16 protein-coding genes are annotated in these 23,140 nt (G+C 72.4%); 4 read left to right on the top strand and 12 right to left on the bottom strand.

The window, feature by feature from the left end:
• Position 1 precedes the first annotated feature (1 nt).
• Together aroB and WMF14_RS26850 are read left to right on the top strand one after the other, a co-directional pair.
• Positions 2–1,612, top strand: a complete 1,611-nt coding sequence (aroB, locus tag WMF14_RS26855; protein ID WP_437790590.1) for a 3-dehydroquinate synthase — start codon at positions 2–4, stop codon at positions 1,610–1,612.
• Between the two features lie 238 nt (positions 1,613–1,850).
• Positions 1,851–2,234 carry a response regulator transcription factor gene (locus WMF14_RS26850; RefSeq protein WP_272093733.1) on the top strand — a complete coding sequence of 128 codons (384 nt, stop codon included), beginning with the start codon at positions 1,851–1,853 and terminating at the stop codon, positions 2,232–2,234.
• 380 nt (positions 2,235–2,614) lie between these two features.
• Here WMF14_RS26850 and WMF14_RS26845 read toward each other — a convergent pair whose 3' ends face one another.
• Together WMF14_RS26845 and WMF14_RS26840 are read right to left on the bottom strand one after the other, a co-directional pair.
• On the bottom strand, positions 2,615–3,361 hold the full coding sequence (locus tag WMF14_RS26845; RefSeq protein WP_272093732.1) for a TenA family transcriptional regulator: 747 nt from the start codon (positions 3,359–3,361) through the stop codon (positions 2,615–2,617).
• Positions 3,362–3,657: 296 nt separating this feature from the next.
• A complete protein-coding gene (locus WMF14_RS26840) occupies positions 3,658–4,263 on the bottom strand; it encodes a hypothetical protein (protein WP_272093731.1) in 606 nt (201 codons plus the stop codon).
• 491 nt (positions 4,264–4,754) lie between these two features.
• Between WMF14_RS26840 and WMF14_RS26835 the strand changes: the two genes are divergently transcribed.
• Entirely contained in the window at positions 4,755–5,531 is a 777-nt protein-coding gene (locus WMF14_RS26835) for a chlorite dismutase family protein (protein ID WP_437790588.1), read from the top strand.
• 15 nt (positions 5,532–5,546) lie between these two features.
• Here the strand turns inward: WMF14_RS26835 and WMF14_RS26830 are convergent, their stop codons facing one another.
• The 5 genes from WMF14_RS26830 to WMF14_RS26810 form a co-directional block, all read right to left on the bottom strand.
• Positions 5,547–7,322 carry a phospho-sugar mutase gene (locus WMF14_RS26830; protein WP_437790586.1) on the bottom strand — a complete coding sequence of 592 codons (1,776 nt, stop codon included), beginning with the start codon at positions 7,320–7,322 and terminating at the stop codon, positions 5,547–5,549.
• Positions 7,323–7,497: 175 nt separating this feature from the next.
• Positions 7,498–8,898: an acetyl-CoA carboxylase biotin carboxylase subunit gene (locus WMF14_RS26825; protein ID WP_437790584.1), complete on the bottom strand. Its 1,401-nt coding sequence runs from the start codon at positions 8,896–8,898 to the stop codon at positions 7,498–7,500.
• Positions 8,899–8,989: 91 nt separating this feature from the next.
• A complete protein-coding gene (rlmN, locus tag WMF14_RS26820) occupies positions 8,990–10,153 on the bottom strand; it encodes a 23S rRNA (adenine(2503)-C(2))-methyltransferase RlmN (RefSeq protein ID WP_437790582.1) in 1,164 nt (387 codons plus the stop codon).
• A 65-nt stretch (positions 10,154–10,218) separates the two neighbouring features.
• The gene (locus tag WMF14_RS26815; RefSeq protein WP_272093726.1) at positions 10,219–11,370 is read right to left on the bottom strand and encodes a CgeB family protein; all 1,152 of its coding nucleotides are present in this window, start codon (positions 11,368–11,370) and stop codon (positions 10,219–10,221) included.
• Positions 11,371–12,216: 846 nt separating this feature from the next.
• Positions 12,217–13,107 (bottom strand): serine/threonine-protein kinase, encoded by an 891-nt coding sequence (locus WMF14_RS26810; RefSeq protein ID WP_437804306.1) that lies wholly within the window; start codon positions 13,105–13,107, stop codon positions 12,217–12,219.
• A gap of 757 nt (positions 13,108–13,864) precedes the next feature.
• Here WMF14_RS26810 and WMF14_RS26805 point away from each other — a divergent pair.
• On the top strand, positions 13,865–17,728 hold the full coding sequence (locus tag WMF14_RS26805) for a serine/threonine-protein kinase (protein WP_437790579.1): 3,864 nt from the start codon (positions 13,865–13,867) through the stop codon (positions 17,726–17,728).
• A 13-nt stretch (positions 17,729–17,741) separates the two neighbouring features.
• On the opposite strand, the gene WMF14_RS26800 is transcribed toward WMF14_RS26805, so the two are convergent.
• The 5 genes from WMF14_RS26800 to WMF14_RS26780 form a co-directional block, all read right to left on the bottom strand.
• Positions 17,742–18,023, bottom strand: coding sequence for a pyrimidine/purine nucleoside phosphorylase (locus tag WMF14_RS26800; protein WP_437790577.1), 282 nt, complete (start codon positions 18,021–18,023; stop codon positions 17,742–17,744).
• Between the two features lie 157 nt (positions 18,024–18,180).
• Complete coding sequence (locus WMF14_RS26795; protein WP_437790575.1) at positions 18,181–19,269, bottom strand: DUF2252 family protein; 1,089 nt, start codon at positions 19,267–19,269, stop codon at positions 18,181–18,183.
• Positions 19,270–19,522: 253 nt separating this feature from the next.
• Positions 19,523–20,395, bottom strand: coding sequence for a hypothetical protein (locus tag WMF14_RS26790; protein ID WP_437790573.1), 873 nt, complete (start codon positions 20,393–20,395; stop codon positions 19,523–19,525).
• Positions 20,396–20,955: 560 nt separating this feature from the next.
• Positions 20,956–22,311 carry an ATP-binding protein gene (locus WMF14_RS26785; RefSeq protein WP_437790571.1) on the bottom strand — a complete coding sequence of 452 codons (1,356 nt, stop codon included), beginning with the start codon at positions 22,309–22,311 and terminating at the stop codon, positions 20,956–20,958.
• A gap of 25 nt (positions 22,312–22,336) precedes the next feature.
• Positions 22,337–23,083 carry a response regulator transcription factor gene (locus tag WMF14_RS26780; protein ID WP_272093720.1) on the bottom strand — a complete coding sequence of 249 codons (747 nt, stop codon included), beginning with the start codon at positions 23,081–23,083 and terminating at the stop codon, positions 22,337–22,339.
• Positions 23,084–23,140: the final 57 nt, after the last annotated feature.

The following is a 23,140-nucleotide window of genomic DNA, read 5'->3' as shown; positions in this document are numbered from 1 at the left end:
CATGGAATTCCCTCCCGACGCACCTCCGCTCCTGCTCACCGGCTTCATGGGGGCAGGCAAGTCCACCGTTGGCCGCATCGCCGCCGCGCGCACGAGGCTCCCGTTCCTCGATCTCGACGACGCCATCGTCGAGGAGGCCGGCGAGAGCGTCCCGTCGCTCTTCGCCACGCGCGGCGAGGCTGGCTTCCGCGCGCTGGAGGCGGCGACCCTGCGCCGGCTCCTCGCGGCGCGCGGCCCGCGCATCATCGCCCTCGGCGGCGGCGCCCTCGTCGATCCCGCGCTCCGCGCCGAGGCGCTCGAGCGCGGCTGCGTCGTCGCGCTCACCGCCACCCCGCGCACGATCGCCGCGCGCACGCCGAACGGCAACCGCCCGCTCCTCGACGGCGCGCCGGATCGCGAGGCGCGCATCCGCGAGCTCCTGGCCGCGCGCGCCCCCGTCTATGCCGATGCCCACGCGCGCGTCGTGACCGACGGCGTCTCCCCCGCGGACGTCGCGGCGCGGGTCCTCCGCGCCTACGCGGATCGCCCGCTCTTCGTGCCGCTCGGCGACAAGAGCTACGCGGTGCGCATCGCCTCCGACGGAGCGGCGTCCACGGCGGACGCCATCGCCGCGCTCGCGCCGACGTCCGTCTTCGTCATCACGGACGAGAACGTGAGCCGCCTCTGGGGCGCGCCGCTGCTCGCCGCGCTCGCGGCGCAGGGGACGCCGGCCGCCGCCGTCACGGTGCTCAAGCCCGGCGAGGAGCACAAGCGGCTCGCGGCCGTCGAGGCGGCGCTGACGGCGATGATCGACGCCGGCGCCGACCGCGGCGCGGTGGTGCTCGCGCACGGCGGGGGCGTGGTGACCGACATCGGCGGCTTCGCTGCGTCCACGCTGCTCCGGGGCGTCCGCTGGGTCGCGGCGCCGACCACGCTCCTCTCGATGGTCGACGCCTCGGTCGGCGGCAAGACCGGGGTCGACCTCGGACCCGCGAAGAACGCCGTCGGAACGTTCCACCAGCCGTCCGCGGTCGTCGCGAGCCCGGCGGCGCTCGCCACCGAGACCGACCGCGCCTACCGGAGCGGGTTCGCGGAGGTGGTGAAGTCGGCCTGCATCGGCGATCCGGAGCTGCTCACGCTGCTCGAGCGTGAGGCCGACCGCGTCCTCGCGCGCGACCTCGGCGTGCTCGCCGAGGTCATCCGCCGCTCGATCGCCGTGAAGGCGGCCATCGTTTCCCGCGATGAGCGCGAGTCGGGCGACCGCGCCCTCCTGAACCTCGGCCACACGCTCGGGCACGCCCTCGAGGCCGAGGGCGGGTTCGTCCGGCTCGCCCACGGCGAGGCGGTGGCGCTCGGCATGGTGGCCATGTTCCGCGTCGGCTGCGCGCTCGGCGTGACCGACCGCGAGGCGGCCGACCGGGCGACCCGCCTGCTCGCGCGGCTCGGCCTGCCGACCCGGATCGAGGACGAGCCGGTCTCCGCCGCGCTGCGCTTCCTGTCGCTCGACAAGAAGCGCCGGGGCTCGTCGGTCCGGACGGTGCTGATGCGGGACATCGGCAGCACGTTCGTGGAGCCGATGCCGCTCGATCGCCTCGCCTCGCTCCTCGAGCGCGCCGCCGCCGGCGCGACCTGATCCCTTCACGCCACCTCCGCCTCCCGCCTCCGGACGCGCGACCTCGTTTGGTCCCGGGCGTTCTCTCCCGAGATGCTTTCGGGGCTGCGTGCGTCGAAGGCCCTCGTCGCTGAGCGCCTCCGGCGCAGACGGCGCTTGCGCTGTCGGTGAATAAATCGATGTGTTTCCAACGTTCTTCGGAAAAAAATCCCGGCACACCGCCCGCATCGTCCGCTCCGCGCTATCTTTCCCGGCGCCGATGGTGACCGCGACGAAGAAGAGAATCCTGGTGGTGGAGGACGAGCAGGACACGGCGGCGATGATCGCCCGGTTCCTCGGCGACGAGTTCGACACCGTGGTCGCGACGAACGGGCTCGATGGGCTCGCGCTGGCCCAGCAGGAGCCGCGTCCCGATCTGGTGATCGTGGACATCATGATGCCGAAGCTCGACGGGGTGAGCATGACGAAGCGGCTCCGCGAGCACGAGCCGACGCGCCGGGTGCCGATCATCTTCCTGACCGCCAAGTCGGATCCGATGGACGTCATCGCCGGCATCCAGGCGGGCGCTCGCCATTACATCACGAAGCCCTTCGTGCTCGACGATCTCAAGAAAAAGGTCCGCAAAGCCGTCTACGGCCGCTGAGCGGCGGTCACCCGCTGCGGATACGGGCCCATCTCGGCGTTTTCGGTGCTCAGCGCACCGGAGTGCGCCTGCGCGCCGAAAACGCCGATCTGGGCCCGTCTCCTGTGCGGGTGACCGCCGCTCTGCCCCGGGGGACTGAAGAGGCCAAGAGAAGGGGAGGAGAGCGACTGGCGATCTCGGCATTTCCGAGGTTTCTCTCCTCGCGCCAGTCCGTTTCTCGCGTGCTGCGTGGTGCTGCTGGGTAGGAATCCCGGCGGTTTTCGCCGTCACGCGCCGTCGCCGTGTGGCGCTCGCCTTGGGGTCTATGAGGTTTCTTCGGAGATCTCGTATCTCCGTCGAGGTCCGGCGCAGCGGCGGGGCGCTGGCGCGGGGGGGCCGCGTCAGCTGCCGCCGCGGCTCGGGACGCTGACGGCCTTGAAGGCGCGCTCGAACAGCTCGAGGGAGCGGCTGATGCTCGACTGCACCCGGCGCATCTCCTCGCCAGAGGTGGTCGCGAGCTTGACGATCTCGAGCGCCTCGCGTGGGTGCGCGTCATCGTAGTTCGCGTGCGCCGCGAGCCACGTCAGCGACTTGCTCCCCTCGCCATAGAGCTTCGTGAAGGCCGGCAGCACCACGCGAGACCACTCGCCGGTGATCCCCTCGATCGCGTAGTTCACGGCGCCGACCGCCTCCGCGAGCGAGCCGCGGTAGGAGATCGACCAGAGCCAGTCGAAGAGCGACGCCACCTCCGGGCTCGGGCGGTGGCTCGTGATCTCCGCGGTGCTGATCCCGTGCCCCGCCGCCCAGTCGAGGTACCAGCGCACGTGCAACGCCTCGACCCGGATGTTGCCGATGAGCCAGTCGCGCACCAGGAAGTCGCGCGGTGACTGGCCGTACGTCGTCTTGGCAAGGCTGAGCCCCATGTACTTCGGGAACGCCTCGACCACACAGAAGAACTCCCGGAGGAGCACGCTCCAGGTCTCGTGATCGATCGGCTCCGTCAGCGTTCGCGCGATCGGCGGCGTGTAGACCGCGGCCTTCCACTGGTCGGCCAGGGACTCGAGCATGTCGTCGATCCAGACCGGGTGCGGCGTCGCCTTAAGGCTGTCCTTGACTTCCTTGTGACGCTGCGAGCGAGGTGACAGCATGAAATTACCTGGAGGGTTTCTGGGTCAATCTCCCTCGTGGCTGCCCGCCGGTCTCTACCCCACCGAATCACCTCAAGCTGACCGGCCAGCGGCCGTCAGGAGACAATCCGCGGCGCAGGCACGATGCTGACCCCCGAGCACGAGAGAAGAGAGGGCCAGCACGACGACCTCACGATGAGAGGCTTCGTGTACATGTGTCCCGCCTGCATCCAGTCTGGATCAGGGGGAAGGAGCAAGTCAATAGACAAACGCGGGCGCCGCCGCAACGACAAGAGGGCCGATCTCGCTCAGGTCGCTCACCATACGACCTCGGAGAGGCACTCGGTCGCGCCGCGGAACCGGCACCGCTGGTGGGTTACCTTTGGGGTGGACGCGCCGCACAGGAGGAGCGCCTGCTCCACCCAGCCGCAGACACCTTCTCCGCAGTTCATCGCGGAGGGGCCCTCGTCGTCGCCGGTCGGGCCTGTGATGGTCAGCACCCATTCCCGCGGCTTCACCATGCGCGGGAAGACCTTCCCGGAGTCGAAGTAGCGCGACCAGAACATTCCAGTCCGGGCGACGATCGTGTCGGGCATCGCGATCGAGAGCGCGAACTTCAACACCGTATTGAGGTCGCGATCCGCGACGTAGCGGGCAAACCGCTTGATCTCGGCGGCCTGGTCGCTCGCAGTCCGCACGTGCGTTCGCAGGGCCCGGTTCCAGACGCCGATCGGATACCAGCTGCTCACCAGCAGCGGCTGATAGAGTACGTCCCGGTCTGACTTGGGCAGCGACGTCACCAGGCGCTCCCACGCACCGGCGTCGCGGTTCGTCGTGACGAACGACCGGAGGTTGACCAGCAACGTTCCTTTGCATCTGCCGGCGGGGATCGAGGTCTTGGTCTTCGTCTCGTGCGTCTTCATCGCGGCGAACCTGCGGCGGGAAGGCCCTGGCGAAGCTGAGCCCGATCGCGGGCGTGGCGCACGTGCCCCCGGGCGGGAAACCCTGCCCAGGAGCACATCGTCGGGGCAACTTCAGGAGTCGTGGTTGTACCTCGCAGGGGAGCGTGAGTCGGGCTCGATGGCAAGAGATGATTACGTGGGAGCAGCCGTACGACACGAGCCGACGTGGCCCTGGGCAAGATCACGCCGGTTGTCCAGCTCTCCTTTCGACCCGAGACGCCAGACCCCAGGCGACCGCCGCAGGCGTCAACACACGCAATGGTGTAATGCGCATTACGTGATTTCGTGCCGCGCTCGTCGTCGTCGTGGCGTCGTGGCCGTCGACGGGCGCTCGTGGCGGTGACGGGGGCTCGCAGCGGCGACGGGCGCTCGCGGCGGGGGCTGCGCGTCGCCTGCGGAGGTGCTGCGCCTGGCAGTTGCCGTCCTCCGCGAACCTCGGTACCCCTACGCCCATGAGCGAACCCACCACGGGCCGGCCCGCCGCCGGCCACGCGGAGCCCGAGCTGCCGCACATCGACGTCGCCGAGCGGGGGGCGCCGCGCGACGGCCAGCCGCAGGTCATCGACCGCCGGCTGTTCATGCAGCTGCTCGTGTTCCGTTGCCGCGACGACGCCGATCCGGCAGAGCTGATCCGCGCAGCCGGCCAGGCGCTCTCGTCCCAGCGCGTCGGCGCGGTCGTCTACGAAGACATCAACGATCCGCGCGGGATCGCTGTGCTCACATGGGCGGAGGACCCCGCCTTCTTCGTCCAGACCGTCCGCCCGGCGCTCAACCGCAACGAGCTCCGGGCCCTGGAGCTTCGCCCGGATTTCACGATGCTGGGGCGCACGTACTCGACCGGCTACGAGCAGGACCTCGATTTCTGGCTGCTCCGGCGCCCGGCGGAGACCGTCTCGAACCCCGCCTGGCCGTGGGCCGTGTGGTATCCGCTCCGCCGCAGCGGCGCGTTCTCCAAGCTCGAGGGGCGCGAGCAAGGGAGCATCCTGCGCGAGCACGGCACCATCGGCAGGGCCTATGGCGCCCAGGACCTGGCCCACGACATCCGCCTCGCGTGCCACGGCCTCGACGCCCGCGACAACGAGTTCGTGATCGGGCTCGTCGGCAAGGAGCTCCACCCGCTCTCCCACATCGTGCAGACGATGCGGAAGACCCGCCAGACCTCGGAGTTCATCAGCCAGATGGGCCCGTTCTTCGTCGGCCGCGCCGCCTTCCGCAGCCCGGGCGGCTGACGGGACCGCTCCCCCTCAGCCGATGCCGGCGAGGCCGGAGAACGCCCGGGCCAGGGCGTCGAGCCGCGCCGTCGCGCGGGCCTCGGCGTCGCCCAGCGGCTCGTCCGCGGCGACCTCCTCGCGCACGTCGAAGTAGAACTTGATCTTCGGCTCCGTGCCGCTCGGGCGGGCGATGAGCCGGCTCCCGCCGTCGAGCTCGTACACGAGCACGTTGCTCGGAGGCAGCACGAGCGGCTCGACAAGGCCGTCGCTCGTGGTGCGCGTGCGCGCCTCGAAATCGCGCCACGCCACCACGGGGACGCCGCCGATCGCGGCCGGCGGGCTCTTCCTCAGCGCGGCCATGATCGCGGCGATCTTCTCGAGGCCGTCGACGCCGCGCAGGGTGTACGAGCGCTGCCCGCTCATGTAGAGGCCGTACTTGCGGGTGATCGCCTGGAGCTCGTCGAGCAGCGTCCTGCCCTCGGCCTTGCGCACCGCCGCGAGCTCGGCGACCAGCGCCGCGGCGCTGATGCCGTCCTTGTCGCGCACGACCGGGCCGACGGTGTAGCCGAGCGCCTCCTCGAAGCCGAACACGAAGCGGGCGCCGGTCGAGCGCTCGATGTCCATCGCCCGGTTGGCGATCCACTTGAACCCGGTCAGCGTCTCCTCGTAATGAACCCCGAGCGCCGCGGCGATCACGCCGAGCATCGGGGTCGAGACGCAGGAGGCCAGCACGAGCCGGCGCCCGTCCTCGCCCTGCGCCCGCCCCTCGGTGAGCAGGTAATGGCCGAGGAGCACGCCGACCTGGTTGCCCGTGAGCTGCTCGTACTCGCCGTCCGGGCGCCTCACCGCCACGGCGAGCCGGTCGACGTCGGGATCGTTGGCGAGGACGAGGTCGGCGCCCTCCTGCTTCGCGAGGGCGAACGCCAGGTCCATGGCGCCCTTCTCCTCGGGATTCGGGAACGCGACCGTGGGGAACGCGCCGTCCGGCTCGGCCTGCTCGGGCACGCTCGCCACGCGCGTGAAGCCGGCCTCGCCGAGCGCCCGGTGGACCAGGCGGTCGCCGACGCCGTGAAGCGGCGTGTAGACGATGCAGAGGTCGCGATCCCCGTCGCTCCGCACCGCGAGGCCGCGGATCGCGCCGAGGTAGTCCCGCTCCAGCGCCTCGGGGAAGTCGCGCACGAGCCCGAGCCTCCTCGCCTCGTCGAGGGGCATGCGGGGGACCTGATCCGCCGGCGGTGAGGCGTCGATCGCCGTGGCGATGCTTGTGTCGTGGGGTGGGATGATCTGCGCGCCGTTGTCCCAGTACACCTTGAAGCCGTTGTACTCGGGCGGGTTGTGGCTCGCCGTCACCATCACGCCCGCGGCCGCGCCGAGGTGGCCGACAGCGAACGCGGCGATCGGCGTGGGGCAGGGGATGGGCGAGAGGTGGCTCGGGATGCCCGCGGCGGCGAGGGCGCAGGCGGTGTCCTCCGCGAACTCGCGGCTCATCCGGCGGCCGTCGTAGCCGATGACGACGCCGGCGCTCCGCGCCTTGTCGCCGATCGCTTCGAGGAGGTGACGGGCGAGGCCCGCGGTCGTGCGGAGGATGACGGCGCGGTTCATCCGGCTCTCGCCGGCCCCGAGCACGCCGCGGATGCCCGCGGTGCCGAACTCCAGAGGACCGGCGAAGCGCTCGGCGAGCTCGGCGCGGACGCCGTCCTCGCCCGCCCTGGCCGCGTCGATGAGCCGGCGCAGCTCGCTCTGGGTCTCCGGATCGGGGTCGTGGGCAAGCCAGCGTTCGGCGGGCTCTAGGACGAAGTCGTGGCTCACCCCTGGTATTTAGTTCATGCGGGCCGTGGTTTGCACCACGACCACGCGCGATTCAGCGCGGCGGCGGCGCGGGCGGCGAACGACGCGCGGTGGCCCGCCCGGCCCGGCGCCGACGTCGCCGGCGGCTCCCGGCCAGCTCGGACCGCTCAGCCCGCTCAGCCTGCTCGGCCGGGCGTCATCCGGGCTTCTTGCCGGCGGCGAGCGCCTCGGCGAAGCGCGTGTCGTACTGCCCGCCGCGGAAATCGCCGTCCTGCAGGATCTGGCGGAGGAACGCGAGGTTGGTCGCGGCGGGCCCGGCCGGACCGGTGAGCTCGATCGTCGTCTCGGCGAGCGCCCGGTCGAGGCGGGCGATCGCCTCGTCGCGGGTCGGGCCGTGAGCGACGATCTTGGCGAGCAGCGGGTCGTAGAACGGCGTCACCTCGAGCCCCTCGGCGACGCCGGTCTCGATCCGCAGGTCGTCGCCCGCGTCCGGCCAGCGGAGCGCCGTGACGCGGCCGGGCTGGGGGGCGAACTTCTTCGCCGGATCCTCCGCGTAGAGGCGCGCCTCGATGGCGTGCCCGCGGTAGGTGTGGCCCAGGACCTCCGGCGCGAGCGGCTCGCCCGACGCGATGCGGATCTGGTGCTCGACAAGGTCGAGCCCGGTGCACATCTCCGTGACGCAGTGCTCGACCTGGAGCCGCGCGTTGACCTCCAGGAAGAAGAGCTCGCCGCTCTCCGCCGCGACGAACTCGACGGTGCCAGCGCCGACGTAGCCGGCGGCGGTCACGACCCGGAGGGCGCTCTCGTGGAGCTCTTTCCGCCGGGCCTCGCCCGCTGCTCCCTGGAAGAACGCGGCCGGCGACGGGGTCTCCTCGACGATCTTCTGGTGCCGGCGCTGCGCGCTGCACTCGCGCTCGCCGAGCGCGACGGCGCCGCCCCGGCCGTCGCAGAGCACCTGCACCTCGATGTGGCGCGGGCGCTCGATGTACCGCTCCATGTACACGCGCGGGTCCCCGAACGCCGCGCGGCCGCGGTCGGAGCACGCGGTGAGGGCGCGCGACAGCTTGCCCGGATCGGTGACGATCTGCATGCCGATGCCGCCGCCGCCGCCCGCGGCCTTGACGAGCAGCGGGAAGCCGATGCTCTCGGCGGCGCGCTGGGCGGCCTCGACGTCGGCGGGGTCGACCGGTCCGCCCGTGCCCGGCGGCGGGAACACGCCGGCCCCGCGCGCGTGATCCCGCGCGAGGATCTTGTCGCCGAAGGCGTGGAGCACCGCGGGCGGCGGCCCGATGAACGTGACGCCGGCCTCGACGACGGCCTCGGCGAACGCCTGGTTCTCGCTGAGCAGCCCGTACCCGGGATGGATGCCGTCGGCGCCCGTCGCGCGGGCCGCCTCGACGATCGCATGGATGACCAGGTAGCTGTCCCGGACCGGCGGCGGCCCGATGCGCACCGCCTCGTCGGCCATCGCGACGTGCGGCGCGCTCGCGTCCGCGTCGGAATAGACGGCGACCGTCGCGATCCCGAGCCGTTTGCAGGTCCGGAGGACGCGGCAGGCGATCTCTCCACGGTTGGCGACGAGGATCTTCTTCAACACGGCCGACAGCTACGCCCCCGCGCGGCGGCGCGTCAAGACGCCCGCTGCAGGCGGCGCTCGCTCGCGCGCTCCCGGGAGGCTGCGCGCGCGATCAGCCCAGCGCCCGCCGCACCTTCGGCTTGGCCCCGAGCAGCACGAGCTGCCCGCAGGCCGCCGAGACGTCATCGCCGCGCCGGCGGCGAACGAAGCAGGAGTATCCCGCCTGGGTGAGCACCTCCTGGAAGGCCGCCACGCGCTCCTGGGCCGGCGGACCCAGCGAGGAGGCCTCGATCGGGTTCATCGGGATGAGGTTGATCTTCACCGGGAGCCCGCGCAGCAGCTTCGCCAGCCGCCGCGCCTCGGCGGGATCGTCGTTCTGCCCGGCGACGAGCGTGTATTCGATGGTGATGCGGCGGCGCCGCGGCAGCGGGTAAGCGCGCAGCGCCGCGAGCAGCTCGTCGAGCGGGTGCTTGCGGTTGATGGGCATCAGCGCCGAGCGGGTCTCGTCGTCCGCGGCGTGCAGCGATATCGCGAGCGCGATCTGCCCGCCAAAATCCGCGCCGAGCCGCGCGATCTCGGGCACGAGGCCCGACGTGGACACCGTGACCCGCCGCGTCGAGAGGTTGATCCCTTCCGGGTGCGTCAGCAGGCGCAGCGAGCGAGCGGTCGCCTCGTAGTTGTGGAGCGGCTCGCCCATGCCCATGTACACGACGTTGCGGAGCTCCTCGCCCTCGTCGAGCATCGCCCGCCCGAGGAGCACCTGGCCCGCGATCTCCTCGGCCCCGAGGTGGCGCTTGAGCCCCGCCACGCCGCTCGCGCAGAAGCTGCACCCCATGGCGCAGCCGACCTGCGTCGAGATGCACTGGGTGACGCGGACGCGCGGCGCGGCGTCCGCCTCGGCGGCCGCATCGTCGTCCTCGTCGTCGGCAGCCGCCGCGTCGGCGTCGAGCTGCGTCTGCGAGCCGGGGCCCGACACCGACGGGAGCAGGACCGTCTCGATGGTCGCGCCGTCGCGGAGGCGCAGGAGCAGCTTGCGCGTGCCGTCCTCGGAGCGATGAACCCGCTCGGGCGTCAGCACCTCGCCCAGCCCCTCCGCGGCGAGGTGCTCGCGCAGCCGCGCCGGGAGGTTCGTCATCGCGGCCGGATCGAGGACGCCGCGGCGATGGATCCAGTGGAATACCTGCTTCGCCGTGAACGACCGCTCTCCGCGGGCAGCCAGCGAGGCCGACCACTCTTCAGGCAGCCGGGCGACGGGGTGAAGCGGTGTGGAGCGCACCTGCCTGGCCTACTGCGCGCCGCCCCCAGCGGCAAGGGGAGCAGGCGGGCGGCCAGGCCAGAGCGTCAGCCGCTCTGGCTGTCGACCTGCGCCGCCGTGAGCTGCCCGTCGCGCTCGCGGCGCGCGCGCGTCCGGCTGGCGGCCTCGAGCACCTCGCGGGTGTAGCGCTCGAACGCCTCGGCCCGGTGCATCGCTGTGTGCTCGGCGAAGACGCGCTGCCTCGCCCGCTGGCCCACCGTCAGGCGCTTGTCCTCCTTCATCTCCCTCAGCTTCCGGAGCACGTCCTCCGGCGAGCGCACGAGCAGGATCTCCTCGCCGGGCTGGAAGAACGTCTCGATACCCGGCCAGGTGTCGCTCAGGACAGGGGTCCCGCACGCGGCCGCCTCGAACAGGCGCGCGCTTGGCGACCACCCGGACTCCACCATCGCACGGCGGGTCAGGTTCAGCGTGAAGCGCTGGGAGTTGTAGAAGATGCGGTGCTCGTCCGGCGGGAGGTGCTCCGTCCGGGAGACGTTCTCCGGCCACGCGAGCGACGTCGGGTACTGCGCGCCCGCCACCCCGAAGCGCCCGCGGCGCATGCGCCGCGCCGGCTCGAGGAGGAGCCGCTCGACGGCCGCCTGCCGGTCGTCGCTGTAGGTCCCGAGGTAGCCGAGATCCCAGCGCATCGGCGCCGGCTGGGGATGGTACACGTCCGTGTCCGCCGAGCAGTAGAGCGCCCGCGCGCGCACCGCGCCGTGGCTGCGCTCCAGCCGCTCCAGCGTCGGGCCCCCCGTCGCCGACAGATAGAGATCATACCGCGGGATCAGCGCCGGCGTCAGGTACGCGTGATCCCCGTGCGCCAGCCGGCCGAGCGTGACGGGCGTGTCCAGATCGTAGAAAGCGGCCTTTCCGCGGGCCTCTTCGGTGATCCACGCCCCGACCGTCGCCCCTTCCGGTACGAAGGAGCCGACGATCACGAGATCGGCTTCGCGCACGGCGCGTGAGAATCTATCGCGGAGCTCGGTAATGCTCGAGTACTGCTCGGTCGTGCCGTAAGGCGGGTTGGGCAGGTCGCGGTGCTGATCGTAGATGGGGAGGTTCCGCTCCAGAAAGAGCACCCGGTGGCCGCGCGACGCGAGCGCCCGGAGGAGAGCTCTGTACGTCGTGGCGTGGCCGTTGCCCCACGAAGACGTGATGGAGAGCCCCAGGAAGACATAGCGGTAGGTAGTTGTCGTCATAGCGTGGTGGCGGCAAGGGTTGAGAGATCCCAGACGGCGTGCCGGCCCGGAATGAGCCGGCCCCGAGGTACACCGCGGCGGCCCCGCAGAGGCGAAAGACGCCTCGCGGACGCACGCGCAACATGCGCAACATGTGCAACGTGCGCAGGACGAGCGGCACGCCGATCCAGTTGCCCTGGCGCCGCGCGAGAGGGCGCGGCGACGAGCGCACCCGGGATTAACATGCGTGCTCACCCTCTGCAATGCTGTGAGATGCAGTTTCTCGATCGAAGGTGCGTATTCCTCGTCAGACGCCAGGCGGTAAGGTCCGCCCTTTTCTCGTGACGACGAAGCGCGCGGAATCGCCGCTTGCTCCGGGATAACGCGGCTCGTTCGGGTAAAGCACCCGACGGCAACCGTCCTCGCATCGCAGAGGAACCGGCCTGTGCGGTAAACGCTGTTGGGAAGCGATGATGATGAGAAAAAGAGGGACGTTGTCGCAATGGTCGGTGACGGCTGCTGGTCGAACGGAGCGTCGACGGGGGAGCCCTGCTCCGGAACGCCGGGGCAGCGCTGGCGAAGCGCCGCCCAGGCCGGCGCGCGCTGTCGGACGCGTACGCCGCGGTGAGCGGGCGCGGCTCTCGGCCGGGGATTCCGCCGTCCAGCTGAGCTCGCCGACGAACCGGCGGCCTCGGCCGGGCAGGGGCGCCTGGCGTCGCGGAGAAATCGGGCGGGGGAGCAGGAAGGCAGGAAGCGCGCGGCGCTGTCCGGGTGCCTTCCCGTCGATGCGGGGTGCTGCGGTGGAATCGGCAGGCCGGGTGTCCAGCCTTCAGCGGTGGTGCGGCCGCGCGAGGGCCGTCGAGACGTTCAGGTGGCGGGGCTCAGCGCCTGCCAGCCCTGGATCACCTCGGCGATGTTCGCGAAGCGGCGGTCCGGGCTGTGCGCCAGGCCCCTGTTCACGAACACCTCGATCTCCCGGTCGACCGGCGGAGGCATCAGGCTGCCCAGGCGGCGCGGCGGTGTCCTCGTCTTGAGATCGGCGAGCATCATCAGATTGCGCGCGGCGTAGGGGAGCTCGCCGGTGAGCGCGTGAAAGATCACCGTCATGGCCGCATAGAGATCGGCCCGGTGATCCACCGTCTTCCCCTTCGTGAGCTGCTCGGGCGGCGCGAACCTGAAATCGCCGAGACACCGGCTCGGTAACGTCGGCTCCGCGTCGGAGAGCCCGGGAGGGAGCTTGCACGAGCCGAGATCCAGGAGCGTCAGCCGCTCGCCGTCAGGACCCTGGTCGAGGAGCACGTTCGCGGAGCTGATGTCGCGGTGGATGATGCCAATCTCGTGCAGCTCGGCGATCGCCGACCAGAGCTGCTCGCCCAGCCGGTGAACGGCGCTGAACGGGAGTGGCCCCTGCCGGGCGATGCGCTCGCTGAGCGGCTCTCCCTCGCGCAGCTCGAACACGAGGAGAGGACCGTGCACCAGGTCCTTGCCGCCGTCGAGCGAGGGCAGTGTGTGTGGGCCCCGCAGCCGCTCGCACGCCGCCGCCTCGCGCCGGAAGCGCGCCTCGGCCTCCTGCTGGGGCATGCGCTCTGGCGTGTTGAGCACGCCTCCCGGCTCCTGGCGCACCGGGGGCTCACCGAGCACCTTGACCGCGACGCGCCGGCCGGTGCTCGCGTCGTCGGCGCTGAACACCTCACCGAGGCCTTCGCGGCGGAGATGACGTACCACGCGGTAGCGCTGGAGCAGAACGGTTCCGGGCACGATTGACAAGAGCGGCCTCCTTCGCTTGACAAAGGGGGTCCAGCGCGTTCCGGTCGCCTCCCCCCTCTCCCCAGACAAGCTCATTTATCACGCAGACGCGACAGAGGAAGCGCCGCGCGCAGCGTCACACGACGAACGGCCCCCACGCCTCGTTTTTGGGTCCCGGGGAGCGCCGCTTCACATCGGCCGCCCGCCGCACCCGAGGTCGCCTGGACGAAAAAGCCGCGGGGCACGGGAAATTGTGCGTGGGCGACGCGTCGCCCACGCGCGGCCCGCGGGACAGCGGGGCGAACGCGGTCCCGGGGGAGCCGGAGCGCGGGCCGCCGGCCGAGGCGCGTCGCGGCGGCGGGAGCGGCCAGCGACCGATCCACTGGCCCACCCAGCGCCGCGCCGGTCTCAGCGGGTGGGCCGCCACGGCCGCGCCGGTGTGCCGCATTGCCATCGTCGCGCGCCGCCGGAGGGTCGAGCGGGTGCCTCGTCCGACCGCGCTCCGGTGGACGGCGGCGGAGCACCGGACTGCCCTGGTGGCGCTGGACCGGAGACCGCCGGGCGCTTCGACGCTGCAGAGTTGCCCCTGGCCGCGCTCTCTGGTGACGATGCGCAGCTGAGCGCGGCAATCGGTGGTGATTGCATGACGGCGGCGGCGCCTCGCGACGCCCGCTTCCGGTGACACGCCCGTAACCCCGAACCGCTGGCCATCCAGGTGAACTTCGCGTAGCTCCCACACAGGGCGGACGATCCGGAGCGACGGCAGGCAATGCGAGCGGGAGACGTCATCGACGGCCGGTTCGAGATCATGGAGCTCGCGGGCGCCGGCGGCATGGGCCACGTCTTCCGCTCGCGCGATCTCAAGACCGGCGAGACCATCGCCCTCAAGGTCCTCCAGAACGCCGCCTCGCAGGACTCGAACCGCCTCGCGCGCGAGGCGCAGGCGCTCGCCACGCTGCGGGTGCCGGGGGTGGTGCGGTACATCTCGCACGGCCGCACGGAGCACGGCCACCCCTACCTCGCCATGGAGTGGCTCACCGGCGAGACCCTCTCCCAGCGCCTCGCCCGGCAGGCGTTCACCCTGGAGGAGAGCCTCAAGCTCGCCCGGCGCGTCGCGACCACCCTCGGCTCCGTGCACCGGCTCGGCGTCGTCCACCGCGACCTCAAGCCGAGCAACCTGCTCCTCGTCGGCGGCACCATCGACCGCATCACGCTCATCGATTTCGGCGTCGTCCGGATGTCTGGCATCGATCAGCAGCTCACCATGCCCGGCGCCATCCTCGGCACCCCCGGCTACATGGCGCCGGAGCAGGCCCGCGGCGAGGCGCACGTCGACGCGCGCGCCGACGTCTTCGCGCTCGGCTGCCTGCTCTACAAGTGCATCTCGGGGCGCGCCCCGTTCCGCGGCGCGCGCGGGCTCGCCGTGCTCGTCAAGGTGCTGATCGAGGAGCCGCCGTCGCTCCGCTGGCTCCGCGACGACGTGCCCGAGGCGCTCGACGAGCTGGTCCAGCGGATGCTGTCGAAATCGCCCGAGGGGCGGCCGAGCGACGGCAACGCGGTCGCGATCGAGCTCGCCGGGCTCATGGATCCCGCGGCGATCTCCGTCCGCCCGCCCGCGATGTCCGTCCGCCCGCCGGAGCTCACGACCGGCGAGCGCAAGGTGATGTGCCTCGTCCTCGCGCGCGACGGCCTCTCCACCGCCGATCCGTCCCTCCCCGAGGTCGACGAGCAGGCGCGCGCGCAGGCGCTCTCGACCACGGCGGCGCGCTACAAGGGCCAGCTCGAGCTCGTCGACGCGCGGCTGCCGCTCGTCGTGCTGGCCGGCGCTGGCGCGACGACCGACCTCGCGGCCCGGGCCGCCCGCTGCGCGCTCGCCGTCCAGGCGCTCCTCGGCGGCGCGCCGGTCGCGGTCGTCACGGGCAGGGCGGAGATCGCCTCGCGCATGCCGATCGGCGACCTCATCGATCGCGTGGTCCAGCTGCTCCCCGAGGGCCGCGCGGCGTCCCGCGCGCCGGCGATCCGCATCGACGAGGTGACGGCGGGCCTGCTCGGCGCGCGGTTCGAGATCACGTCCGACGGGGGGGGTGGCAAATGGCTCCACGGCGCGCGCGAGGAGCCCGAGGCGCCGCCCCACGTGCTCGGCAAGGCGACGTCGTGCGTCGGGCGCGAGCGGGAGCTCGCGCTGATCCGGGACGAGCTCGCCCGCTGCATCGAGGAGTCGACCCCGAGCGTCGTGCTCGTCACGGGGCCGGCGGGCATCGGCAAGTCGCGGCTCCGCCACGAGCTCGTCCGCGCGATCCGGGAGGACGGCGAGCCGGTCGAGGTGTGGCTCGGCCAGGTGGATCCGATGAGCGCCGGGTCGGCCTTCGGCCTGCTCGCGCACGCGCTCCGCCGGGCGATCGGCCTCACCGAGGCCGATCCCGTCGAGGAGCGGCGGCGCAAGGTGCGGGCGCGGGTCGAGCGGCACGCGGCGCTCGACGCAGCGCGGGTCGCGCCGTTCCTCGGCGAGCTCGTCGGCGCGCCGTTCCCGGATGACGACGTGCAGCTCCGGGCGGCGCGGCGCAACCCGATGCTCATGGGCGATCAGCTGCGCCTCGCCTGGGAGGACTTCCTGCGCGCCGAGTGCGCGGTGCAGCCGGTCCTCCTCCTGCTCGAGGACCTGCACTGGGGCGACCTGCCCACGGTCACGATGGTCGACGCCGCGCTCCGGAACCTGAAGGACCGGCCGTTCATGGTCATGGCGCTCGGCCGGCCCGAGGTGCACGAGCTCTTCCCGAAGCTGTGGGACGAGCGGCGCGGGCACAAGCTCCGCCTCGCGGGGATCTCGCGCCGGTCGAGCGAGCGCCTCGTGCGCCAGGTGCTCGGCGAGCGCGAGAGCCCGGCGCTCGTGGCGACGCTCGTCGAGCGGGCGGACGGCAACGCCTTCTACCTGGAGGAGCAGATCCGCGCGGCGGCGGCGGGCAAGGGCGTGGACCTGCCGGAGACGGTGCTGGCGATGGTGCAGGCGGAGCTCGACGCGCTCGACGTGGGCGCGCGGCGGGCGCTGCGGGCCGGGGCGATCTTCGGCGAGACCTTCTCGCGGAGCGGGGTCGCCGCGCTGGTCGGCCGGGCGGAGGTCGAGCCGCTGCTCGCCGAGCTCGAGGTGCGGGAGCTCATCGTCCGGCGTTCCGTGGAAGGCGCGCCGGAGGCGGCCGAGTACCGGTTCCGGCACGCGCTCGTGCGCGAGGCGGCGTACGGCATGCTGACCGATCACGATCGCCGGCTCGGCCACCGGCTCGCCGGCGAGTGGCTCGAGCGGACGGGCGTGGCGGATCCGATGGCCCTGGCCGAGCACTTCGAGCGCGGCGGCGAGCCGGCGCGGGCCGCGGCGGCGACCCTGCGCGCGGCCGAGCAGGCGCTGCTCGGGAGCGACCTGGGCGCGGCGATCGAGCGCGTCGAGCGCGGCATCGCGCGCGGCGCCTCGAAGGCGACGGCCGGGGCGCTGCGGCTCTGCCAGGCGGAGGCGCACCTCTGGCGCGGCGAGTTCGCGCTGGCGGAGCGGCGGGGGACCGAGGCCCTCGAGCGGCTCGCGCCCGGGTCGGGGCCGTGGTTCTCGGCGCTCACGCAGGTGATCCTCGCGGCCTCGAAGCGCGGCAACCACGACCAGGTAGAGAGCCTGCTGCGCCTGGCGCAGGGCACCGAGGCGCGGCGGTCCGCGCGCCCCGCGCGCAGCGTGTGCCTCTGCGCGGGCGCCGGGCGGCTCGTGTTCGGGGGGCGGTACCAGCTCGCGGACGAGCTGCTCGACGGGATCGAGCAGGACGCCGAGGAGACCGAGCAGGAGGTCGAGGTGCTGGCGCGGCTCCACGAGGCGCGCGCGTACCGGGCGATGGCGATCGGCGATCCCGGCGCGTGCCTCGCGGGCTTCGAGGCGGCGCTCGCGGCGTTCGAGCACGCGGGCGATCGGCGCAACGCCTGCTGGGCGAGGAACAACCTGGGCTCCTGCTACGCGGAGCTCGGCGATTTCGAGGGCGCCGAGGCGGCGCTGCGCGCGTCGCTCGCGGACGCGGAGCGGATGGGGCTCTCGGACGCCCGGCTGGGCGCGCTCCTCAACCTCGGTCCGGTGCTCGCGCAGCGTGGCCTCGTCGAGGAGGCGCAGCGGACGGCGGAGGAGGCGATCGCGACCTCCCAGCGCCTCGGCGACGCGCGCGGGGAGGGCGCCGGGCGGGCGTGCCTCGCGAGGATCGTGCTCCAGGCGGGCGATCTCGAGGCTGCCGAGCGCGAGGCGCGCGCCGCGGTCGCGATCCTGTACGGCGCGCCGCCGTTGCGGGCCTTCGCGTACGCGGTGCTCGGGCGGACGCTGCTCGACGCGGGGCAGGCGGTGGACGCGCTCGCGGCGACGACCGAGGCGCTCTGCCTGCTGGAGTCGATGGGGGCCGAGGTGGGCGAGTCGCTGGTGCGCCTCTCGCACGCCGAGGCGCTCTCGGCCTGCGGCCACGGGCGGGAGGCGATGATGGCCATCGCCTCGGCGCGGGAGCGCCTGCTCGAGCGAGCGCGGAAGATCGTCGATCCGGTGTGGCGCGGGAAGTTCCTCGGCAATGTGCCGGACAACGTGGCCACGCTGGAGCTAGAGCGGCGCTGGCTCGATGAGGCCTAGGTCGCCGGCGCGCTCAGAGGAACTCGCAGAAGTAGCCGGTGGGCTGCGTGGCCCTGACGTCGAAGCCGCTCTTGCCCGCCACCTCGAACGACGTCCCTGCCGGATAGGCGCGCCACTCCGTGGAGCCGTCGACGCGGATCGCGAGCTCGCCGGCGACGACCGTCATCCGCTCCGGTGCCTCGGTCGAGAAGTGGAACTCGCCGGTGTCGATGACACCCACCGTCTGCCGGCGCCCGTGGCGCTCGAAGCCGACGCTCTGGACGTTGCCGTTGAAGTAGCTGTTGTGCTTGAGCATGGCGCCCTCCTACCGCGTCCCGCCGCGAGAGACCAGCCCGGACAGGCGGGCTCGCCGCAGGGCGCGACAGGCGTGCTGGGCGTCTCCTTCCATGCTTCAGCTCCTCCGTGCTTCAGCGCCTCCGTGCCCCTTTGCCCGGCGAGCGGAGCCGCGGCGGTCAGCCGCGTGCGTCGTCATGGGCCTTCGACCAGCGCTCGGCGGTGACATCGAGGCTCGCCTTGAGCCAGTCGTCGAGCGCGCGCAGGTCGAGGTCCGCGAACGAAGCGGCGTGCTGCCGGGCGAGGATGCTCACCTGCACCTCGAGCACCGCCCGGAGGTCGCGCTTGCCGAGATGTTCGAGGTCGAACGAGGCCCGGCCGAGGCGATCGCGGAGCAGGTACACGGTCCGGCCCACCTGCACCTCGACGTGGTAGGGGGCCGTGAGCCCCCGCCATATCGACGCCTTGGCGCGATCGAGGCGCCCCTCTTCCTCGTGCAGGAAGTTGCTCCAGCTCGTGGCGGCGTGGGTGGTCTCCTTGAGCTCGAGCAGGCGCAGCCCCTCGCGCCGCTCCTCGCGCGCGAGGACGTAGTAACGGTCGAGGCCGCCCGAGCCGCCGCCCTCCCGCGCCCGGCGGGCGACCTCGATCACCTGGAGAGGGGCGTTCGACGCGAGCCCGCCGAAGGCCTCGACGAGCTGCTGGCCGGTGTCCGCGTGCACGCGGGAGAGCTTGAGCCCGGGCTCGTCGAACCGGAACGCCTCGCCGTCCGTCCATTTCGCGAGCTCGCGCGCGTCGCTGGCCGCGATGTCGGGGATCATCGCCGCGGAGAGCTCGCGCGGCGGCTCGTTCCCCTGAACGATGTCCTCGTAGAGCTCCACGAGGCCTTCGGTGACCTTGGCGGCGTCGAGAAGGAGCCGGAGCGTCGTGAAGTACCGGAGCGCGTCCAGCGCGGCGAGGCCGGTGCCCGCGTCGTCGAGATCGTTGAAGACGTAGCGTGGACCTTCCTCGAACGTGACGAAGCCGAAGTTCTCGGGATGCGCGTCGCCGAAGCAGAGGCAGCGGCCGCCGGGCACCTTGCTCCGCGGCACGTCGAGGAGATCGACGTGCCACGCCTGAGGAAAGCTCCGCATGAAGCGGAGGGGCGACTTCATGGCTGCCCGCCACTTCTCCTCGAACTCGTCGGCATCGAGGTGCGGGTTCACCGCCCGGAAGAACGACTTGGTGAGTGTCTTGACGGGGCGGAGATCGCCCTCCTGGATGGGTTGCATCGGTCTCCCTCCTCGCGCGGCGCGCGCCCCGAGCGAGTCTGGTGTCCACGAGAGAGGCGGAACGGTCTCCCAGTCAGATCTTCGCATGATTCCAGGCGGACCTGGGGGCTGCCGCGCTCGGACGGACAAGCGGCCCCGCGCGTGGGCGGAGCAGGAGCAAGGGGTCGAGTCCCGCCCCTACGACCCTCTCGTGATGGTGTGTCGATGGCGGGGCAGCCCGGCGTGGTTGCTGTCGCGCCGGGCAGCGGCAGGGCTATCCGGGCAGCGCGCTCGCGTCGCCGCGCTTGCCTTCGTCCGACGCGCCGGGCGGGGCTCCGCTCGGCTCGGTGGCGGGGATGCCCGCCTCGTCCTCCTCCTGCGGAGCCTGCGCCGGCTTGCTGTTCGCGTAGCGCTTGCCCGCGCGGCTCGAGGCCCGGAGCACGGGCCCGCGGATGATCTCGATATCGCGCGCCGGAGCGCGGGAGAGCTCGAGGTTGGAGAGCACCAGCGCCACGATCTTGAACCACTGGCTGCGCGCGGCCTGGATCGTGGTCTTGCTGGCGGGGGTGGTGGTCTCGGTGGCCTCGAGCTCTGCGCGGGCGCGCTCGAGCGTCTGGAGCTCCCGGCCCTTGGCGAGCCAGCGCTTCACGACATCGAGCAGCGACGCCTTGCCGTGGGTGGGGACGGACTTGAGGAAGTTGCTGACGGCAGGGTCGTCCTCGAGGAGGCGGGCGATGCGCGTGGTGTTGCCCACCTCGGCGAGCGTCGAGGCGTTGACGATGGACAGGCCGCCCGGGAAGAGCTGTCTCTGGACGGCATCACACTGCGCGGCACGGACTGCGTCGGAGGGCTCCTCGGCGAGGCAGAGCTCGCGGTGCGCATCGATTCCGTACGATACGGCCCGCGCGAGGTGGTCGTGGCGCCTGTCGACCTCGCTTGTCTCGTCGACGATGGCGCGCAGCTTCGACGACATCCGGCCCCCGCGGCTGCTCGGCTGGACCGCGAGCACTGCGTCGTGGGCCTCCACGACCCGCGGGTGGAGCGCCGCGATCTCGGGGATCGCCAGGAACAGCCGGCGTTGCTCCCGGTCCTCGACCCACGGGGAGAGGAGCGCGACCATCTCGTCGATATTCAGATGCTTCAGCATGAGAGACACCTCCTGATGGGGTGATAAGGGCAATGCCTGAGGGCGCATTGCCGACGAACAGGCAAGGGAAGTCCTGCCGTGTCGTCCGTCAAGGGCGGTGCTGCGCCGGTTTCGTGCGGTATTCGCGCCGGAGCTGGGCTCTTGCACGCGATTTGAATCGTTCTGGATCGGGGGAGCGTAGGGACGGTGAGCCTGGAGTGGGTGTCTCGGGCTGGAGATCGCCTTGGGATGCGGGCGGGTCGGTGCGGGACCGAGAGAGGTTGCCTCGAAAGGCGGCCCGCAGCGGTCGCGACGTGGCGGTGTCGCCTCGGGAAGGGGGGCGGGCTGGTGCAGGACCGAGAGAGGCGGCCTCGGAAGGCGGCGCGGAGAGGTCGCGACGTGGCGGGACCGGCTCGGAAGGGGGGCGGATCGGTGTGGGACCGAGGTGGGGTGGCCCAGGAAGGCGGCGCGGAGCGGTCGCGACGTGGCGGGGCTGGCTCGGGGGGGCGGCGGGTCGATCTGGGATCGAAACGAATGGCCTCGAGAGGGGGGCCGGTCGATCCTGCCCGCCGGCCCTCTGCTCAGCCCCCCGCGCCGACCGGCAGCCGCAGCGCGACCTCGAGGCCGCCGCCGTCCGCGTTCCTCGCCTCGACCTCGCCGCCGTGGATCCGCACCGCCCGGTGCGTGATGGCCAGCCCGATCCCCGTGCCGCCCGCGCCGCGCGCCCTGTGGTCGTCGACCCGGTAGAACGGCCTCCAGATGTCCCCGAGCGCGCCCTCCGGGATGCCAGGGCCGCGATCGCGGACGCGCACCTCGGCCGTCCCGCCGGAGCACTCGAGATCGATGCGGACCGCCGTGCCCGGCTCGGTGAAGCGCACCGCGTTGCGCACGACGTTCTCGATGGCGCGCCGCAGGAGCTCCTCGTTCCCGTCCAGCGAGCACGCGTCGCGCGCCCCGAGCTCGACCGAGCAGCCCCGCTGCTCGGCCTCGAACGCGGCGTCCTCGACCAGCTGCTCCAGGAGCGCCGTGAGATCGACCCGCTCGGTGCGCTCCATGCCCCGACCCGACTCCAGGCGGCTCAGCGTGAGCAGCTCGCCGATCATCCCGTTGAGCCGCTCCGTCTCCCGCTCGATCCTGTCGAACGCCGGCTCCACGTCCGGCGGCGAGCGCCGGCGGACGAGCTCGAGCGCGATGTTGAGCCGCGCGAGCGGCGATCGGAGCTCGTGCGAGACGTCGCGCAGGAGCCGGCGCTGCGTCTCCAGGAGCTCGTCGATGCGCTCGGCCATCCGGTCCATGTCGCTCCCGAGCGCAAGCGTCTCGCCGTCCGCGCCCGCGAGCTTCTGCGAGACGCGCACCGAGAGATCGCCCGCGGCCATCCGCTGCGTGGCGCCGCGCAGGATGCGGATCGGACGGGACAGGTACCGCGCGAGGAGCACCGCGACGAGCCCGGTGACGGCGACGATCGCGAGGAGCCGCTGCGGCAGCGTCTCCGGCACGATGAAGAACATCCACGGCGACCGGACCGGACCGGCCGCGACCGCGGCGAGGGCAGGGTCGCGGCGCAGGACGACGGCGACGAGCTCCCGCTCCTCGCCGAGCTCGATGGCGATGCCGTCGCCCGAGCGCCTCGCCTTGTCCTCGACGAGCGGCGCGCCCTCGATGGGGTCGCCCATCACGAGCGCGCCGGCCCGGTACACAGCGACGCGCTGATCCCGCGGATCGAGCGGCGCGAGGCGCTGCTCGCAGCCGGGGAGCCCTTCCCGCGCGCAGGCGAGCGCGCTCTCCGCCCGGAGCTCGACGCTGCGCGTGTTGAGGCGGCGGCGCAGCCCGCTCGGCTCGGCGGAGAACGCCCAGCCGTGGATGACAGCGAGCAGGCCGACGAGCAGCGCCATGGCGAGCCACAGCGAGACGAGGAGGCGCAAAAATAGGCTCTTCACGGCCGCCCTCCGGGGAGGAAGCGCTTCACGCGCGCTCCCTCGCGAGGATGTAGCCCGCGTTGCGGACCGTCTTGATGCGCTCGCCGCCGCCCGGCCCAGGCCCCAGCTTGCGGCGGAGGTTCGAGACGTGCATGTCGATGCCGCGGTCGTACGCCGCGAGCCGGCGGCCGAGGACGCGCCGCGCGAGATCCTCGCGCGAGACCACCGTCCCCGCCTGCCGCGCCAGGACCTCGAGCAGGTCGAACTCGGCCGTCGTGAGCCGGACCTCCTCGCCGCGGACACGGACGCGCCGCGCGGCGGGGAGCACCTCGAGATCGTCGACCGTCAGCGCGCCCTGCGCCTCCGCGGCGGAAGCGCCGGCCGCCGCGCCCGGCCCAGCCGCCGCGCCGGCGTGCGAGGCGCGCCGGTGGAGCGCGCGCACGCGGGCGACCAGCTCGCGCGGGTTGAACGGCTTCGGCAGGTAGTCGTCGGCGCCCATCTCGAGGCCGACGATGCGGTCGACGTCCTCGCCCCGCGCGGTGAGCATCAGGACAGGGACGCGCGAGGTCTGCCGCAGGCGCGTGAGGACCTCGAACCCGTTGAGCCCAGGCAGCATCACGTCGAGCACCACGAGCGTGAACGGCCTCTCCTTCTCCTCCTGCGCTCGCGCGAGGCCGGAGATCGCGTCGCGCGCGCTCTCCACCGCGTAACCCTCCTGACCGAGCAGCTCGGCCAGGAGCTCGCAGAGCTCGGCGTCGTCGTCGATGACCAGGATCTGGGGCGGATCCGTCATGTCGCGACTGTAGCGCGGCTGTCGCACCGCCGTGTAAGGCCTGGTCAAGAGGCGTCT

It is taken from the genome of Sorangium sp. So ce693, assembly GCF_051521375.1.
Taxonomy (GTDB): domain Bacteria; phylum Myxococcota_A; class Polyangia; order Polyangiales; family Polyangiaceae; genus Sorangium; species Sorangium atrum.
The sequence above is the reverse complement of the archived record's forward strand: the minus strand, read 5'-3'. Positions and strand labels throughout refer to the sequence as shown.

Excerpts from the sequence above, each read along its gene's own strand:
- WMF14_RS26835 (WP_437790588.1), top strand. The coding sequence starts at position 4,755 with ATGAGCGAACCCACCACGGGCCGGCCCGCCGCCGGCCACGCGGAGCCC.
- WMF14_RS26840 (WP_272093731.1), bottom strand. The coding sequence starts at position 4,263 with ATGAAGACGCACGAGACGAAGACCAAGACCTCGATCCCCGCCGGCAGA.
- WMF14_RS26790 (WP_437790573.1), bottom strand. The coding sequence starts at position 20,395 with ATGCTGAAGCATCTGAATATCGACGAGATGGTCGCGCTCCTCTCCCCG.
- WMF14_RS26780 (WP_272093720.1), bottom strand. The coding sequence starts at position 23,083 with ATGACGGATCCGCCCCAGATCCTGGTCATCGACGACGACGCCGAGCTC.
- WMF14_RS26815 (WP_272093726.1), bottom strand. The coding sequence starts at position 11,370 with ATGACGACAACTACCTACCGCTATGTCTTCCTGGGGCTCTCCATCACG.
- aroB (WP_437790590.1), top strand. The coding sequence starts at position 2 with ATGGAATTCCCTCCCGACGCACCTCCGCTCCTGCTCACCGGCTTCATG.
- WMF14_RS26805 (WP_437790579.1), top strand. The coding sequence starts at position 13,865 with ATGCGAGCGGGAGACGTCATCGACGGCCGGTTCGAGATCATGGAGCTC.
- WMF14_RS26795 (WP_437790575.1), bottom strand. The coding sequence starts at position 19,269 with ATGCAACCCATCCAGGAGGGCGATCTCCGCCCCGTCAAGACACTCACC.
- WMF14_RS26850 (WP_272093733.1), top strand. The coding sequence starts at position 1,851 with ATGGTGACCGCGACGAAGAAGAGAATCCTGGTGGTGGAGGACGAGCAG.
- WMF14_RS26845 (WP_272093732.1), bottom strand. The coding sequence starts at position 3,361 with ATGCTGTCACCTCGCTCGCAGCGTCACAAGGAAGTCAAGGACAGCCTT.
- WMF14_RS26800 (WP_437790577.1), bottom strand. The coding sequence starts at position 18,023 with ATGCTCAAGCACAACAGCTACTTCAACGGCAACGTCCAGAGCGTCGGC.